Origin of the sequence: Reyranella sp. (genome assembly GCF_965229815.1) — a bacterium.
Lineage (GTDB): Bacteria > Pseudomonadota > Alphaproteobacteria > Reyranellales > Reyranellaceae > Reyranella.
The window spans coordinates 1,640,675-1,656,584 of record NZ_CBDDJN010000006.1; the positions used below are offsets into that span (position 1 = coordinate 1,640,675).

11 protein-coding genes and 1 tRNA gene are annotated in these 15,910 nt (G+C 70.1%); 4 read left to right on the top strand and 8 right to left on the bottom strand.

All coding sequences use genetic code 11. From position 1 onward, the window contains the following. Position 1: 1 nt before the first annotated feature. Both ACO073_RS19210 and ACO073_RS19215 read left to right on the top strand, forming a co-directional pair. Complete coding sequence (locus ACO073_RS19210) at positions 2 to 994, top strand: SGNH/GDSL hydrolase family protein (protein ID WP_421999394.1); 993 nt, start codon at positions 2 to 4, stop codon at positions 992 to 994. A 24-nt stretch (positions 995 to 1,018) separates the two neighbouring features. Beyond that, positions 1,019 to 2,257, top strand: a complete 1,239-nt coding sequence (locus ACO073_RS19215) for an adenylate/guanylate cyclase domain-containing protein (protein ID WP_421999396.1) — start codon at positions 1,019 to 1,021, stop codon at positions 2,255 to 2,257. A gap of 184 nt (positions 2,258 to 2,441) precedes the next feature. Here the strand turns inward: ACO073_RS19215 and ACO073_RS19220 are convergent, their stop codons facing one another. From ACO073_RS19220 to ACO073_RS19235, 4 genes are all read right to left on the bottom strand, one after another. After that, positions 2,442 to 2,987 carry an REP-associated tyrosine transposase gene (locus ACO073_RS19220; protein ID WP_421999398.1) on the bottom strand — a complete coding sequence of 182 codons (546 nt, stop codon included), beginning with the start codon at positions 2,985 to 2,987 and terminating at the stop codon, positions 2,442 to 2,444. 78 nt (positions 2,988 to 3,065) lie between these two features. Beyond that, positions 3,066 to 4,526, bottom strand: a complete 1,461-nt coding sequence (gene guaB, locus ACO073_RS19225) for an IMP dehydrogenase (protein WP_421999400.1) — start codon at positions 4,524 to 4,526, stop codon at positions 3,066 to 3,068. Between the two features lie 269 nt (positions 4,527 to 4,795). Further along, a complete protein-coding gene (locus ACO073_RS19230) occupies positions 4,796 to 5,440 on the bottom strand; it encodes an RlmE family RNA methyltransferase (protein WP_422002180.1) in 645 nt (214 codons plus the stop codon). A gap of 55 nt (positions 5,441 to 5,495) precedes the next feature. Then, on the bottom strand, positions 5,496 to 6,575 hold the full coding sequence (locus tag ACO073_RS19235; protein ID WP_421999401.1) for a Ppx/GppA phosphatase family protein: 1,080 nt from the start codon (positions 6,573 to 6,575) through the stop codon (positions 5,496 to 5,498). Between the two features lie 160 nt (positions 6,576 to 6,735). On the opposite strand from ACO073_RS19235, the gene ACO073_RS19240 reads away from it, so the two are divergent. After that, positions 6,736 to 6,809 (top strand) — tRNA-Gln (locus ACO073_RS19240). A gap of 41 nt (positions 6,810 to 6,850) precedes the next feature. Here the strand turns inward: ACO073_RS19240 and zwf are convergent. The 3 genes from zwf to aspS all read right to left on the bottom strand — a co-directional run bounded on the left by zwf (position 6,851) and on the right by aspS (position 13,103). Continuing rightward, a complete protein-coding gene (gene zwf / locus ACO073_RS19245; protein WP_421999403.1) occupies positions 6,851 to 8,317 on the bottom strand; it encodes a glucose-6-phosphate dehydrogenase in 1,467 nt (488 codons plus the stop codon). Between the two features lie 164 nt (positions 8,318 to 8,481). After that, a complete protein-coding gene (locus ACO073_RS19250) occupies positions 8,482 to 11,205 on the bottom strand; it encodes an MGH1-like glycoside hydrolase domain-containing protein (protein WP_421999405.1) in 2,724 nt (907 codons plus the stop codon). 92 nt (positions 11,206 to 11,297) lie between these two features. Further along, the gene (gene aspS / locus ACO073_RS19255; protein WP_421999407.1) at positions 11,298 to 13,103 is read right to left on the bottom strand and encodes an aspartate--tRNA ligase; all 1,806 of its coding nucleotides are present in this window, start codon (positions 13,101 to 13,103) and stop codon (positions 11,298 to 11,300) included. 134 nt (positions 13,104 to 13,237) lie between these two features. Between aspS and rnd the strand changes: the two genes are divergently transcribed. Continuing rightward, the gene (gene rnd, locus ACO073_RS19260) at positions 13,238 to 14,395 is read left to right on the top strand and encodes a ribonuclease D (protein WP_421999409.1); all 1,158 of its coding nucleotides are present in this window, start codon (positions 13,238 to 13,240) and stop codon (positions 14,393 to 14,395) included. 20 nt (positions 14,396 to 14,415) lie between these two features. On the opposite strand, the gene ACO073_RS19265 is transcribed toward rnd, so the two are convergent. Further along, on the bottom strand, positions 14,416 to 15,906 hold the full coding sequence (locus ACO073_RS19265; RefSeq protein ID WP_421999411.1) for an exopolyphosphatase: 1,491 nt from the start codon (positions 15,904 to 15,906) through the stop codon (positions 14,416 to 14,418). Positions 15,907 to 15,910 lie beyond the last annotated feature (4 nt).

Sequence of the window (15,910 nt, forward strand, 5' to 3'; positions counted from 1 at the left end):
GATGGCGCTGGAGATCGGGCTGCGCGCCAGCACCTGGGGCTATCTCTTCGTCTGGCCGAACTTCGTGCTCGAAGCGCGCAGGGTCCTGGCCGAGCAGGATCGCGGCCGCTACGTCCACGACGACCGGCTGGGCTATGTGCCGCGGCCGGGCCATGCCGAGCCCGGCCTGACCATCGAGGCGGACGGGCGGCGGCGGACCGGCGATGCGGCAGGCGGTCCGCCGATCCTGGCGGTAGGCGATTCCTTCACCTTCGGCGCCGAGGTCGAGGACGGCCAGACCTGGCCGGCGCTGCTGCAGCAGATCACCGGGCGGCGGGTGCTGAACGGCGGCGTGAGCGGCTACGGCTTCGACCAGATCGTGCTGCGCGCCGAAGCGCTCGCGGCGAAGGACCGGCCGGCGGCGATCGTCGCCGCCTTCATCGCCGACGACATCAGGCGGACCGAGATGCGCCGCCTGTGGAGCGCCGACAAGCCGTATTTCGTGCTGGAGGACGGCAGGCTCGCGCTGCGCGGCGTGCCGGTGCCGCCGCGCGCCGATCCGCGCACGACGCTCTCCTTCTGGCAGGCGACGCTGGGCTATTCCTACCTGTTCGACTTCGTCCTGCGCCGGCTCGACCTGCTGCACGACTGGTTCGGCGACCATGTCCGCGTCCAGGCGCCGGGCAGCGGCGAGGCCCTGTCGTGCCTGCTGGCCGGCCGGCTGGCGGCGCTGCAGAAGAGCGCCGGCGTGCCGGTCCTGGTGGTGGCGGAGTACGATCCGGTCGTGTGGGACGATCCCGCCTTCGCCGCCGAGCAGCGCCGCATGACCGGCGGCCTGCTGGCCTGCGCGGCGAAGGACGGGCTCGCGACGCTCGACACGTTCGACGCTCTCGCCGCCACCGGCCGGCCGCGCGGCCTCTACGTCACCTGGCACATGAGCGAGGCCGGCAACCGGCTGGTCGCCGGGCTGATCGCGGCGAAGCTCGACGCAATGCTGGCGGAGAAGCCGCGATGAAGAGGTCGTGGTGAGCGCCCCGTCATGAGCGGGCGTCCGCCCCTCGCCCGCTGGCTGGCGCGGCGCGGCGAGGCGCTGCTCGACTGGGCGGGCCGGCTCGGCGCCGACGCCGCCGACGGCAACGAGACGGGGCTGCAGAAGCGGCTGGCGGTCGCGCTCTGCGTCGGCACCCTGCCCTTCACCGCGGCCTGGAGCGCGCTCTACTTCGCGGCCGGCGTGCCGCTGGCGGCGGCGATCCCGGGCGGCTACACGCTGTTCACCCTGGCCAACACCGCGCTGTTCGCGGCCACCCACAATCTCGCTTTCTACCGCTTCACCCAGCTGTTCACGATCCTGATCCTGCCCTTCGGCGTGATGCTGGCGCTGGGCGGCTTCGCGCCGTCGAGCGTGGTCGTGCTGTGGGCGGCGCTCTGCCCGCTGGTCGCCCTGCTGGTCGAGGAGCTGCGCAAGACCCTGATGTGGATCGTGGGCTACCTCGTGCTGCTGGTGGCGAGCGCGCTGGTCGAGCCCTACCTGCCGCAGCGCGACCTGCCGCCGGCCTTCGTCGCCTGGTTCTTCGTGCTGAACGTCGGCACCGTGGTGCTGGTCGTGTTCGGCCTGCTCTACTACTTCGTCGGCCGACGCAACTTCTTCCAGGAACGCTCGGAGATGCTGCTGCTGAACATCCTGCCGCGCGAGATCTCGGAGACGCTGAAGGCGGGCCCGCGCACCATCGCCGAGCAGTACGACGAGGCCAGCATCCTGTTCGCCGACGTCGAGGCCTTCACGCCGATGGCCGCCGGCATGAGCCCGCTGCACCTGGTCGAGCTGCTGAACGAGGTCTTCCAGTGCTTCGACGCGCTGGTCGAGCGCCACGACCTCGAGAAGATCAAGACGATCGGCGACTGCTACATGGTGGCCGCGGGCGTGCCGCGCCGCCGCGCCGACCATGCCGAGGTACTGGTCCAGCTCGCCCTCGACATGCAGGCCGCGGTGGCCAGCCAGGAGTTCGGCGGCCGCAAGCTCGCCTTCCGCATCGGCATCAATTCCGGCCCCGTGGTCGCGGGCGTCATCGGCAAGCGCAAGTTCATCTACGACCTGTGGGGCGAGGCGGTGAACATGGCGAGCCGCATGGAAAGCCACGGCCTGAGCGGCGCCATCCAGATCACCGACCGCACCTGGCGCCTCGTCCGCGACCGCTTCGACTGCACGGAAGGCGGCACCATCGACGTCAAGGGCGCCGGCCCCACCAAGGTCTGGCACGTGGTGGGGCGACGGGGGTGAGCCTTCGCCCGGAGCGCGCAGCTCCAGTGGCGCATCATCCTTCGGTGGGCCGCATCTCATGACGCGTCACAGACGCCCCTCCAGCAGTGAGTCTTCGCTGGGGGCGCGCCACTCCAGTGGCGCGTCATGGGTTTCCGGGTCCGCGAGGAAGACGCGCCACGGAGTGGCGCGCCCCCAGCGGGCGTCATGTCTTGAAGCGTGCGCTGCCCCAAGGCCAAAGGCGAGGCTCGGTGACCAGGCCCACCTTGACTGGATTGAGATCGATGTAGCTTTCGGTCGCCGCGAAGTGGGCCTCGTTGCGGATGAAGCGGTCCCAGTACTCGGTCTGCCAAAAGGCACCCGTCCGGCGCAGCAGCCGGTTCCCCTCGCGGGCGGTGAAGCGCTTCCAGGAGCCGACGATCGGCCCCAGCGGATGACCGGGCGAGACGCTCGGCATCGCATGCACATGGTTCGGCATGATGGTCCAGGCATGCAACCGGTAGCGCTCCCCTTCGAAGATCAGCAGCGCCTGCTCCGCGAGAGTCGCCACGCGGTCGTCCCGAAGCCAGCAGGCGCCCCATCCGCGATCGAGGAGAGCGTGCCGCATGCTTTCAGGTCGAGCGGCCTGCCGTAGGCGCAGAACCGCCTCCCGCGGCAGGCTGTCGGCCAGCCGGAACGTCACGAACTGGACGACGTCCTGGGAGTCGAAGTGCGGGAGGTATCCGCGCGAATGCCAGCCCTTGTGGCTCACGTCGTGCGCTCGTGGTTGCCGGGATGACGCGCCACGGAGTGGCGCGCCCCCAGCAAGACGAGGCGACGAGCGAGCTTGTTACATCCCGCCGCGGTAGTTGGGGGCTTCCATCATGATCTCGACGTCGTGGACGTGGCTCTCGCGCAGGCCGGAACCGGTGATGCGCAGGAACTGGCAGTTCTGCTGCATCTCCTTCACCGTCGCGTTGCCGGTGTAGCCCATGGCGGCGCGCAGGCCGCCGACCAGCTGGTGGATGATGTTGCCGACAGGGCCCTTGTAGGGGACGCGGCCCTCGATGCCCTCGGGCACCAGCTTGAGCGCGCTCTGGACCTCCTGCTGGAAGTAGCGGTCGGCCGAGCCGCGGGCCATGGCGCCGATCGAGCCCATGCCGCGGTACGACTTGTAGGAGCGGCCCTGGTAGAGGATGACCTCGCCCGGCGCCTCGTCGGTGCCGGCCAGCAGCGAGCCGATCATCGCGCAGTCGGCGCCGGCGGCGATCGCCTTGGCGAGGTCGCCGGAATACTTGATGCCGCCGTCGCCGATCGCCGGCACGCCGGCGGCGCGGCAGGCCTCGGCCGCCTCGAGGATGGCGGTGAGCTGCGGCACGCCGACGCCCGCCACCATGCGGGTGGTGCAGATCGAGCCCGGGCCGATGCCGATCTTGACGGCGTCCGCACCGGCATCGATCAGCGCCTGGGCGCCCTCGCGCGTGGCGACGTTGCCGGCCATCACCTGGGTGTAGTTGCTGAGCTTCTTCACGCGCGTGACGGCGTCCAGGACGCCGCGAGAGTGCCCGTGCGCGGTGTCGACGACGATCACGTCGACCTCTGCGTCGATCAGCTGCTGGGCGCGGCGCAGCCCGTCCTCGCCGACGCCGGTGGCGGCGGCGGCGCGCAGCCGGCCCTTCTCGTCCTTGGCCGCGCCGGGGAACTTGTTGGCCTTCTCGATGTCCTTGACGGTGATCAGGCCGATGCAGCGATAGTTGCCGTCGACCACCAGCAGCTTCTCGATCCGGTACTGGTGGAGCAGCCGCTTGGCCTCGTCCTGGCTGGCGCCCTCGCGCACCGTCACCAGCCGGTCCTTGGTCATCAGCGCCCGCACCGGCTGGGCGGTGTCGGTGGCGAAGCGGACGTCGCGGTTGGTGAGGATGCCGACCAGCTTGCCGCTCGCCTCGACCACCGGGATACCCGAGATGCCGTGCCGGGTCATGAGGGCGAGCGCGTCGGCCAGCGTCTGGTCGGGATGGATGGTGACCGGGTTCACCACCATGCCGGATTCGAACTTCTTGACCTTGCGCACCTCGTTGGCCTGGGCCTCGGCGTCGAGGTTCTTGTGGATGACGCCGATGCCGCCGGCCTGGGCCATGGCGATCGCCATCGGCGCCTCGGTGACGGTGTCCATGGCGGCCGACATCAGCGGGATGCCGAGCTCGATGGTGCGCGTGAGCTTCGTGCGGGTGTCGGTCTGGCCGGGCAGGACCGCCGACGCAGCCGGTTTCAGGAGAACGTCATCGAAGGTGAACGCGTCCTGAAACTTCATGCCAACCTCCGGGCCGGAGAAACAAAAACGGCGGCCCGTCCCTCCGAAAGAAGGCGGCCGCCGGGTTGGCGGCGCTTTGTACACGATGTGCGGACGGGCGCAAGCGCAACGTGTGGAGGAAACACAGTCATGCGTGCGGCGCCGGTCAACGGCAGGAAACTGACAATCCAGGCCATGGCCGTGACGCTATCGGAGCGCGGATCTCCCGGTCCGCATCATGAGCCTGAGCGGACCTGGAGGTCCGCGCTCCCCTGAAGGGACGCTCCCGGCTACCCCCGGAAGCCGGTCGCGACGACGTACATCTCGGCCGAATCGGCGCGGCTGGCCTCGGGCTTCACGTGCTTCACCTTGGCGAAGTCGCGCTTCAGCCGCTCGAGCAGCGTGCGCTCCGTGCCGCCACGCAGCACCTTGGCGACGAAGGCGCCGCCGGGCTTCAGCACCTGGCGCGCGAAGTCGTGGGCGGCTTCGGCCAGCCCCATGATGCGCAGGTGGTCGACCTGGGTCTCGCCCGTGGCGGCGGCGGCCATGTCGCTCAGCACGACGTCGGCCGGGCCGCCCAGCAGCTCCTCGAGCAGCCCCGGCGCGTCGTCGTCGTAGAAATCCTTGGCCAGCACCGTGGCGTGCGGCACCGGCTCGACCGGCGTGAGGTCGATGCCGACCACCGTGCCGCCGGTCTGGTGCGGCCGCACGCGCTCGACGGCGACCTGGGTCCAGCCGCCGGGCGCCGCGCCGAGGTCGACGATGCGGCCGCCCGGCTTCAGGAAGCGGAACTGGTCGTCGAGCTGCAGCAGCTTGAAGGCGGCGCGCGAGCGGTAGCCGCGCTTCTTCGCCTCGGCGACGTAGGGATCGTTGAGCTGGCGCTGCAGCCAGCGCTGCGACGAGGTGGTGCGGCCGCGCGCGGTCTTCACGCGCACCGTCGCCCGCCGTCCGGTCGGCTTGCTGGGCGGCCGGCCGGAGGAGCCGCCCGACTTACGCGTCACGGCAGCGGAAGGGATCGGCGTCGCGGTCGGCCTGCCGCATCAGGTCCATCAGGACGCCCTCGCGCAGGCCGCGGTCGGCGACCCGCACCACGGGCGCCGGCCATTGCCGGCAGACGGCCTCGAGGATGGCGCCGCCGGCCAGCGCCAGGTCGGCGCGATCGTTGCCGATGCAGGGGATGCCGGTGAGCTCGACGACCGACTTCTCGGCGAGCTCGTCGCAGATGCTGAGGATCGTGTCGCGGCCGATCCGCGAGCCGTCGACCAGGGTGCGGTTGTAGCGCTTCAGGCCGAGATGGTGGGCGCTCACCGTCGTCACCGTGCCCGAGGCGCCGATCAGCTGGACCTCGCCGCGGGCGATGGCGTCGGCGATGCCGTGGCGGGCGCAGAACGGCCGCAGGTCGGCCCGGATGCGCTCGACCATGTCGTCGTAGCAGGCGCGCGACACCCGCTCCTCGCGCGGCGTGCCGCGGACGCAGGACTCGGTCAGGGTGACGACACCCCACGGCACCGAGGTCATGTCGAGCAGCTCGGTGGCGACGCCGCCCAGCCGGCCGGCATGGCCGCGCACCCGGATCCAGCTCACTTCGGTCGAGCCGCCGCCGATATCGACCAGCAGGGCGTGGGGGATCGCGGCGTCGAGCAGGTTCTCGCAGCTCGCGAGCGCCAGCCGCGCCTCCTCGGCCGGCGGGATCACCTCGAAGTCGAGGCCGGTGCGGGTCTTCACCGTCGCCAGGAAGTCGCCGCCGTTGCACGCGCGACGGCACGCCTCGGTGGCGATGTGACGGGCCCGGCTGACCCGGTGGCGCTCGATCTTGGACGCGCAGACGCCCAGCGCCTGCAACGTGCGATCGATCGCGTCACCGCACAGCGTCCCGTTCAGCGCGACCCCCTCGCCCAGCCGGACCGGCCGGGAGTAGGAATCGATCACCTCGTAGCCCTCGATCGACGCCTTGGCCACCAGCAGGCGGCAGTTGTTGGTGCCGAGATCGATGGCGGCGAAGGTGTGCGCGAACCGGCCGCTGTGCCAGCCTCCCTTGTTCCCCGCGTGAGGGGTGGATTCCCCGGCCATCTGGAACTCTTTCCTTGGGACAATGGTAACCCACCCTGCGGGCCGGGGCGAGCCCACTGAGCCCGACCCTTGCAAACCCGGCCCGGCATCGTTAAATCCGACGCGCCGGCCCGGTCCGGCGATTCCAGCGGCAGCCACTGCCCACGCACGCGGCGGTCCTTGGGGGATAGTTTAATGGTAGAACAACCGGCTCTGACCCGGTTAGTCTAGGTTCGAATCCTGGTCCCCCAGCCAACCTTCCCACAGATCTTAGAGAAACGACCCCCGCGCGGGCCTCAGCCGCCCGTGCTGTTGGGATCGCGCCAGGCCCTTTCGAAGGGCAGGCGCCAGGCATGCGGCGCGATGAGCTGGTGGATCGATTTCGGCCCCCAGGAGCCCGGCTGGTAGAGCCGCACCGGCGGCGGCGCCTCGAGCAGCGGGGTCGAGAGTTCCCACAGCCGCTCGATGCCCTCGGCGGTCGTGAACAGCGTGTGGTCTCCGCGCATGGCGTCGAGGATCAGCCGCTCGTAGGCCTCCAGCACGTCGCCCAGCCAGTCCGTGTCGTGCATGGAGAACTGCATGCTGAGCTTGTCGAGGCGCATGCCCGGTCCGGGACGCTTGCCGTAGAACGACAAGGACATCTTCGAGGTGTCGGCGAGGTCGAAGGTGAGATGGTCCGGCCCCTGCGCGCCGACGCCCGAGCCCGCCGGGAACATGCTCTTGGGCGGCTCGCGGAAGGCCAGCGAGATGATGCGCTGCCCCTCGGCCAGCCGCTTGCCGGTGCGCAGGAAGAACGGCACGCCGGCCCAGCGCCAGTTGTCGATGGCGCACCTGAGCGCGATGAAGGTCTCGGTATCGGATTCGGGATCGACCCCCTCTTCCGACCGGTAGCCGGCATACTGGCCGCGCACGACATTCCTCGGATCGATCGGCGACATGCTGCGGAAGACCTTGTTCTTCTCCTCGCCGATCGGCTGGGGCTCGAGCGAGGTCGGGGATTCCATCGCCACGAAGGCCAGGATCTGGAACAGGTGGGTCACGACCATGTCGCGGAAGGCACCGGTCGCCTCGTAGAAGGCCGAGCGCATGGCGAGCCCCAGCGTCTCGGGGACGTCGATCTGGACATGGTCGATGAAGTTGCGGTTCCAGATCGGCTCGAACAGGCCGTTGGCGAAGCGGAAGGCCAGGATGTTCTGCGCCGCCTCCTTGCCGAGGAAATGGTCGATGCGGAAGATCTGGTCCTCGGTGAAGACCTCGTGCAGCCGCCGGTTCAGCGCCACGGCGCTGGCGAGATCGGTGCCGAACGGCTTCTCCATGACGATGCGGCTGCGCGGCACGAGCCCGGCCTCCGCGAGCAGGCGCACGGCCGACAGGGCGGCGGCCGGCGGCACGCTGAGATAGTGCAGCCGCCGCGCCTCGTCGCCCAGCGCGGCTTCGGCCTTCTCGACCGCTTCCCGCAGCGCGGCGGGGCCGGCCGACATGGGAACGTAGTCCAGCAGCTCGGCGAACGAGGCGCCGTCAGCGCCGTCGGTGGAGCGACTCGCGAACTCGTCGAGCGCCGCGCGCGCCAGCTTGCGGAAGCCCTCGGCATCCATCTCGTCGAGGGACACGCCGATGATGCGCGTGCCCGGGATGAAGCCCGAGCGGCAGAGGTGGAACAGGCCGGGCAGCAGCTTCCGGCGCGACAGATCGCCGGTGGCGCCCACCAGGACGACGACCTGGGGATTGCGCGGACCCACTCTCGAAGCATTCTTCGCCAGCATGGTGCCTCACGGGAGTTCCGGGACGGGACGGTCGGCGCAGCGCGCGACACGCCCGGCAGACCATCGAACCACCCCTGACACGGAATCGGCGTCAAGACCATGGCAGCGCCGGGACACCGCCATGACTGCCGGCGCCGCGATTCAACACAGGCCGGCGGTGTGGTTCAGCCCTGCCGGCCGAATGTGACGTCGCTTCCGCCCGCGAGGAACGAGTCGCCGTCCACCTTGCCGAAAAGCTCGATCAGGGAGCCGACGATGCCGGTCCATCCGGTCTGGTGGCTGGCGCCGATGCCGGCGCCGTTGTCGCCGTGGAAGTACTCGTAGAACAGCAGATTGTCGCGCCAGTGCGGGTCGGTCTGGAACTTCTCCGATCCCCCGAACACCGGGCGGCGCCCGTCGGCGTCGCGCAGGAAGATCGAGGCCAGCCGGTTGGCGATGTCGCGGGCCACCTCGAACAGGTTCATCTCGCGGCCCGAGCCGGTCGGGCACTCGATGCGGAAATTGTCGCCGTAGTAGAGGTAGTAGTGCAGCAGGGCGCGGATGATCAGCACGTTGACCGGTACCCAGACAGGCCCGCGCCAATTCGAGTTGCCGCCGAACATGCCCGAATCCGATTCCGCCGGCAGGTAGGCGACCCGGAACTCCTGGCCGCCGGCCGAGAAGACGTAGGGATGGTCGGCATGATGGCGCGAGAGCGCGCGGATGCCGTGGGGGCTCAGGAACTCGTCCTCGTCCAGCACCCGCGAGAGGATGCGCCGCAAGCGGCGCTCGTCGGCCAGGCCGAGCAGCCCGCGCCCGCCGACCCCGTGATGGCCGGGGCCCGTCGCATGGATCGTCTCGCGCAAGTCCGGCATGCGGTCGAGCCAGTGCAGGATGCCGGAGATCAGGCGCGGCAGGCGCTCGCGCTGCGACGGCTCGATCACGGTCGTGGCGCAAATCGGCAGCAGGCCGACCATCGAGCGCACCTTGAGCCGGGTCGCGCTGCCGTCGGGGAGGCGCAGCACGTCGTAGTAGAAGCCGTCCTCCTCGTCCCACATGCCGGCCGGGCCGAGCGTGTTGATGGCGCGGCCGATCAGCAGGAACTCGACGGCGTAGTTCGCCGCCAGCTCCTCGTAGGTGGAATCGTGCGCGGCGAGTTCCGACGCGATCTCGATCATGTTCTGGCAGAACAGCGCCATCCAGGCCGTGCCGTCGGCCTGCTCGAGATGGCCGCCGGTCGGCAGCGCGGCGCTGCGGTCGAACACGCCGATATTGTCGAGCCCGAGGAAGCCGCCCTCGAACAGGCTGCGGCCGAACCGGTCCTTGCGGTTGATCCACCAGCCGAAGTTCGCCGCCAGCCGGCCGAACAGGCGCTTCAGGAACTCGCGGTCGCCCTCCCCGCGCAGCGCCTGCTCCGTGCGATAGAGGAAGATCGCCGCCCAGGCATGGACCGGCGGATTGACGTCGCCGAAGTTCCATTCGTAGGCCGGGATCTGCCCGGTCGGATGGACGTAGGTCTGGCGCAGCAGGAGATCGAGCTGGTCCTTGGCGAAGTCGATGTCGACCGAGCCGAGCGCGACGGTGTGGAAGGCGAGGTCCCAGGCCGCGAACCAGGGATACTCCCACTTGTCCGGCATCGAGATGACATGGTCGCCCAGCAGGTGGAACCATTCGCGATTGCGGTCCGGCGCCGCGCCGCCCTCCTCGCTCCGCTCCTTCAGCCAGAGGTTCGTGTCGTAGAAATAGTACTGCTTGCTCCACAGCATGCCGGCCATCGCCTGGCGCAGCACGAGGGCGGCATCCTCGCCAACGTGCGACGGCGTGACGGCCCGGTAGAAGGCGTCGGCCTCGCTGCGGCGGCGTTCGAAGAGCTGGGTGAAGGTCCTGCCGAACGGCTCGTCCTGGCTCTCCCCGGCCGCCGCCGCGCGGAGGCGCAGCCGGATCACCGCGGTCTCGCCGGCGCCGACATCGATCCGGTAGTGCGCCGCCGCCTTGGTCCCGGTGCCGGCCGGATTGACGGCGTCCCCCCGGCCGTCGACGACACAGACGTGGAAGGCGTCCTTGACCCAGGGCGAGGCGTTGGGCGTGCCGAAGAGCCGCTCGTTGTTGCTCTCGTTCTCGGTGAAAAGAAGCGCGGGCTCACCCTCGCAATGAAGGATGAAGCGGCCGAGCTCCGCCTCGCTGGCCTCGACGGCGACGGCCGGCCCCTCCAACCGCCGCAGGACCGGCTTCTCGCGGTCGGGCCACCAGCTCCAACTGTTGCGGAACAGCAGGGTCGGCAGGACGTGCAGCGACGCGGGCTCGGCGGCGCGGTTGCTGACGCTGATCCGGACCAGGATGTCGTCCGGCGCGGCCTTGGCGTACTCGACCGTCACGTCGAAGTAGCGGTCGCCGTCGAACACGCCGGTGTCGAGGAGCTCGTATTCCGGGTCGTGGCGTCCGCGCTGGCGGTTGGTGTCCACGAGATCGGCGTAGGGAAAGGCGTCCTGCGGGTACTTGTAGAGGTACTTCAGGTACGAATGGGTCGGCGTGGAATCGAGGTAGAAGTAGTACTCCTTCACGTCCTCGCCGTGATTGCCCTCGCTGTTGGTCAGGCCGAACAACCGTTCCTTCAGGATCGGGTCGCGTCCGTTCCACAGCGCGACCGAGAAGCACAGGCGCTGATGGTCGTCGCTGAGACCGGCGATCCCGTCCTCGCCCCAGTGATAGGCCCGCGAGCGGGCCTGGTCGTGGCTGAAATAGTCCCAGGCGTTGCCGTCGGCGCTGTAGTCCTCGCGGACGGTCCCCCACTGGCGCTCGCTGAGATAGGGCCCCCAGCGCTTCCAGGCCGCCCTTCCTTCCCGCGCCTCGCGCAGCCGGGTCTCCTCGACCGTCAGCCGTTTCGTCGGACCCCGCTTGCGAGGCGGCATGCACCCTCTCCCCAGGCAAACCTGCGCCGGGCGAAGACTAGTACGGAACGCCGAGGGGCTTGAAGGGCGTCGGCGTCGCGGCCGCCGCCCGGTCAGTCCTTCTTCGGCGGCGGCAGGCGCAGGCCGATATGCAGCTCGCGCAGCTTCTCCGGCGGCAGTTCGGTCGGGGCCTCCATCATGAGGTCGACGGCCTGCTGGTTCATCGGGAAGGTGATGACCTCGCGGATGTTGGGCTCGTCGGCCAGCAGCATGACGATGCGGTCGACGCCGGGCGCCGCGCCGCCGTGCGGCGGGGCACCGTAGCGGAAGGCATTCAGCATGCCGCCGAAGCGCTGCTCGACCACTTCCCTGCTGTAGCCGGCGATCCCGAAGGCCTTGAACATGATGTCCGGCTTGTGGTTGCGGATCCCGCCCGAGCAGAGCTCGATGCCGTTGCAGACGATGTCGTACTGCCAGGCCTTGACGGTCAGCGGATCCTGCGTCTCCAGCGCCTCCAGCCCGCCCTGCGGCATGGAGAAGGGGTTGTGGCTGAAGTCGATCTTCTTGGCCGTCTCGTCGTACTCGAACATCGGGAAGTCGACGATCCAGCAGAACTCGAACGTGTTCTCGGCGATCAGGCCCATCTCCTGCCCGACCTTGGTGCGGGCAAGGCCGGCGAACTTCCAGGCGGCCTCCGGCTTGTCGGCGACGAAGAACACGGCGTCGCCGTCGCGCGCGCCGGTCAGCTCCTTCAGCTTCTCGAGCCGCTCGCCGGCCACGAACTTGGCGATCGGCCCCTTGCCCGCCCCGCCCTCGAGCACGATGTAGCCCAGGCCGGGCTTGCCCTCGCCCTGGGCCCAGGAGTTGAGCTTGTCGAAGAAGCTGCGCGGCTGGGCGGCCGCGCCCGGCGCCCGCAGCGCCCGCACGACGCCGCCCGAGGCGACGATGCCGGCGAAGACCTTGAAGTCGGAGCCTGCGAAGACCGCACCGGCGTCGACGATCCTGAGCGGGTTGCGCAGGTCGGGCTTGTCGGTGCCGTAGGTCAGCAGCGCCTCGGCATAGGGGATGCGCGGGAACGGGAACGACGTCACCTTGCGCGGCGTGTCGCGGCCGAAGCCGGCGAACTCGTCGAACACGCCGTGCAGGACGGGCTCGATGGCCGCGAACACGTCGTCCTGGGTGACGAAGCTCATCTCGAAGTCGAGCTGGTAGAACTCGCCCGGCGCGCGGTCGGCACGGGCATCCTCGTCGCGGAAGCAGGGCGCGATCTGGAAGTAGCGGTCGAAGCCCGACACCATCAGCAGCTGCTTGAACATCTGCGGCGCCTGCGGCAGCGCATAGAACTTGCCGGGATGCAGGCGGCTCGGCACGACGTAGGAGCGCGCGCCCTCGGGGCTGTCGGCCGTCAGGATCGGCGTCTGGAACTCCATGAAGCCCTGCTCGATCATGCGCCGGCGCAGGGACGCGATGACCTGGCTGCGCAGCATGATGTTGCGGTGGAGCTTGTCCTTCCGCAGGTCGAGGAAGCGGTACTTCAGCCGCAGCTCCTCCGGCGTCGTGTCGTTCTCGATGTGCACCGGGATCGGCAGGGTCTCGGCCATCGACTGGACGACCATCTCGGCGGCGTCGAGCTCGACGGCGCCCGTGGCCAGCCGGGGGTTCACGGTCGCGGCCTCGCGCGCCACCACCTTGCCGGTCACCGTGATCACGCTCTCGTTGCGCACCGATTCGGCGATCTTGAAGACGGGGCTCGCGACGTCGACCACCACCTGGGTCACGCCATAGTGGTCGCGCAGGTCGATGAACAGCAGGTTGCCGTGGTCGCGCTTGCGCTGCACCCAGCCCGACAGGCGGGCCTGCTGGCCGACATGCTCGGGCCGCAACTGGCCGCACGTATGGGTTCGGTAGACGGAGGACATCGCGCTTTTTCCGGGTTTTACGGGGCGGCAAAAGGCACGGAACACGCTGCCAAGTCAAGCAATTGGCCGTTTCCGTCCCCATTCCCGGCCGCTGCCTTTGCCCCTCCCCGCCATGCCCGCTATAGATCGGTCAAATGAAGCTCATCACCACCACCGAGGAATTGGCGGCTTTCTGCGCGCCGCTGGCCGATACCGAGTTCATCACCGTCGACACCGAGTTCATGCGTGAGCGGACCTACTGGCCGAAGCTCTGCCTGGCGCAGGTGGCGGGGCCGGAGGACGCGGCCGCGATCGACGCCCTGGCCGAGGGAATCGACCTCGGCCCGCTCGACGCCCTGATGGCAAACCCCAAGGTCCTCAAGGTCTTCCATGCCGCCCGGCAGGACCTCGAGATCTTCTACCTGCGGAACAACACGGTGCCGCAGCCGCTGTTCGACACCCAGGTCGCCGCCATGGTGTGCGGCCACGGCGAGGCGGCGTCCTACGAATCGCTCGCCACCCGGCTGGCGAAGGCCAAGATCGACAAGTCGAGCCGCTTCACCGACTGGAGCCGCCGGCCGCTCAGCGAGCGCCAGATCGCCTATGCGCTGTCCGACGTCACCCACCTGCGGGTCGTCTACGAGAAGCTGAAGCGCCAGCTCGACAAGACCGGCCGCTTCTCCTGGATCGCCGAGGAAATGGCCGTCCTGAACGATCCCGGCACCTATCGCGCCGATCCCGAGCAGGCCTGGCGGCGGCTGAAGCCGCGCGGCGCCTCGCCGCGGCTGCTGGCCACCCTGCGCGAGGTCGCCGCCTGGCGGGAGCGCACCGCCCAGCGCATCGACATCCCGCGCCAGCGCCTGCTGCGCGACGAGCAGCTTCTCGAGATCGCCAGCCACGCGCCGCGCGACGCCGAGGAGCTGGCGCGCACGCGCGGGCTCGGCCGCGGATTCGCCGACGGCTGGCAGGGGCGCGAGCTGATCGAGGCGCTCGAGCGGGCCCGCGCCCTGCCCGATTCCGACCTGCCGACCCGCGACAAGGCGCCCGAGCAGTTGCGCGCGCCCGGCCCCGTCGTCGACCTGCTGCGCACCCTGCTCCGGCTCAAGGCCGAGCAGGCCGGCGTGGCCGGCCGGCTGGTGGCGAGCGCCGACGAGCTCGACCGGCTGGCCGCCGGCAAGCGCGACCTGCCGTCCCTGAAGGGATGGCGCCGCGAGGTGTTCGGGGCCGACGCGGTCGACCTGATCGAGGGCCGCCTGGCGCTGGCGCTGGCCGGCGAGCATCCCAAGCTGATCCCGCTCGCGCCCGCCGCCTGAGGCGGCCGGACGATCCGGCATCAGCCGCGCGAGATCACCGGCTTCAGGCCGAACGCCTCGGCGGCACTCTCCAGGCGCCGCGCGGTGACGTCGCCCAGGCTGGCGCTGGCATCGGCCGGCACCGTCAGGCGCAGCTCGCGGTCGGTGCGGCCGAGCGCGATACGCGGCAGCAGGCCCGGCGCCCCGCCGCTCAGATTGTAGGCCAGCCGCAGGCAGGCGCCGAGGCGGCGGGCGAAGCTGCGGCCGCGGCTGTCCGACAGATGCAGCGCCGTATCGAGCATCGCCGCCTTGGGATCGCTCTTGTAGCGATAGGCCAGGGCCATCGCGAGCACCGCCCGTTCGCGATGGCTCATGCCCGGCGCCGGCAGATGGAGGACGCGGACATAGGCCTGCTCGGCGCGGTAGTCGGGATGGTCGTTCCACGAAATGTCGCTGAGATGGCAGGCGGCGGTGCGCAGCACGCGATCCGTGGGGGTCTCGTCGCCGAACACCGGGCTCAGCCAGTCGAAGATCTCGGCCGGCGCGAGGTCGAAGCGACGCCACCCCTCGCCCTGCTCCTCGGCGAAGGCGATCAGCGGATGGCGGGCCCGTTCGGCCTCGCTCAGGCTCGAATAGTAGAAGCCCTCGCGCAGGCCGAAGGCCGAGAAGACCACGGACCTCGGCTTGATCGTCGCCAGCAGGCGATCGAGCGCGAGGCAGGCGAGCGGCAGCGTGTCGGTGCGGCGGCGCGACACGCCCGGCATCTTCTCCAGCGACTTGGCGCTCTGCACGGCGATCAGGCGGGCCACCGCCCGCGCCTCCTCGGCCGCGATCTCGTAGTGATGGATGATGTGCAGCGGATAGCCCGCCTGCTCCATGTGGAGCCGCGCGAAGGAGCGCCACGCGCCGCCGACGGCATAGAAGGTGGAGCCGGCATGCTCGCGCAGCCACGGCACGCCGTCGACGGCCTCGACCACCATGCGCTTGGGATCGCCGCGGCCCGACGACATCAGGCGCAGCGGTCCGACCGGCAGCGTCGTCGAGTTGCCCAGCGCGCCGTCGCCCAGCGCCACCAGCTCGAGGCTGCCGCCACCCAGGTCGCCCATGACGCCCGAGGCCTCCGGAATGCCGCAGATCACGCCGTAGCCCGAGAACCGCGCCTCGTCCTTGCCGCTCACCGTGTGGGCGTGGATGCCGGGCCGCCGGGCGAGCTCGCGCATGAAGTCCTCGCCGTCCGCGGCGTCGCGCACCGCGGCGGTGGCCAGCAGGTCGAGCGACGTCACCTTCATGTTGTGGGCGAGCGTCGTGAAACGGTCGATGTTGGCCAGCGCCAGGCGCACGCCCTCGGGATTGAGCCGCCCGGTGGCGTCGAGGCCGCGGGCGAGGCCGCACAGGACCTTCTCGTTGAACACCGGCAGCGGCGCGCGGCTGGCGCGCTCGTAGACGACGAGACGGATCGAGTTGGAGCCGACGTCGATGATGCCGACCCGGCCCCGGGTCGCGCGGAGGTCCACGGTTGTCTCGCCGTCCATGCGC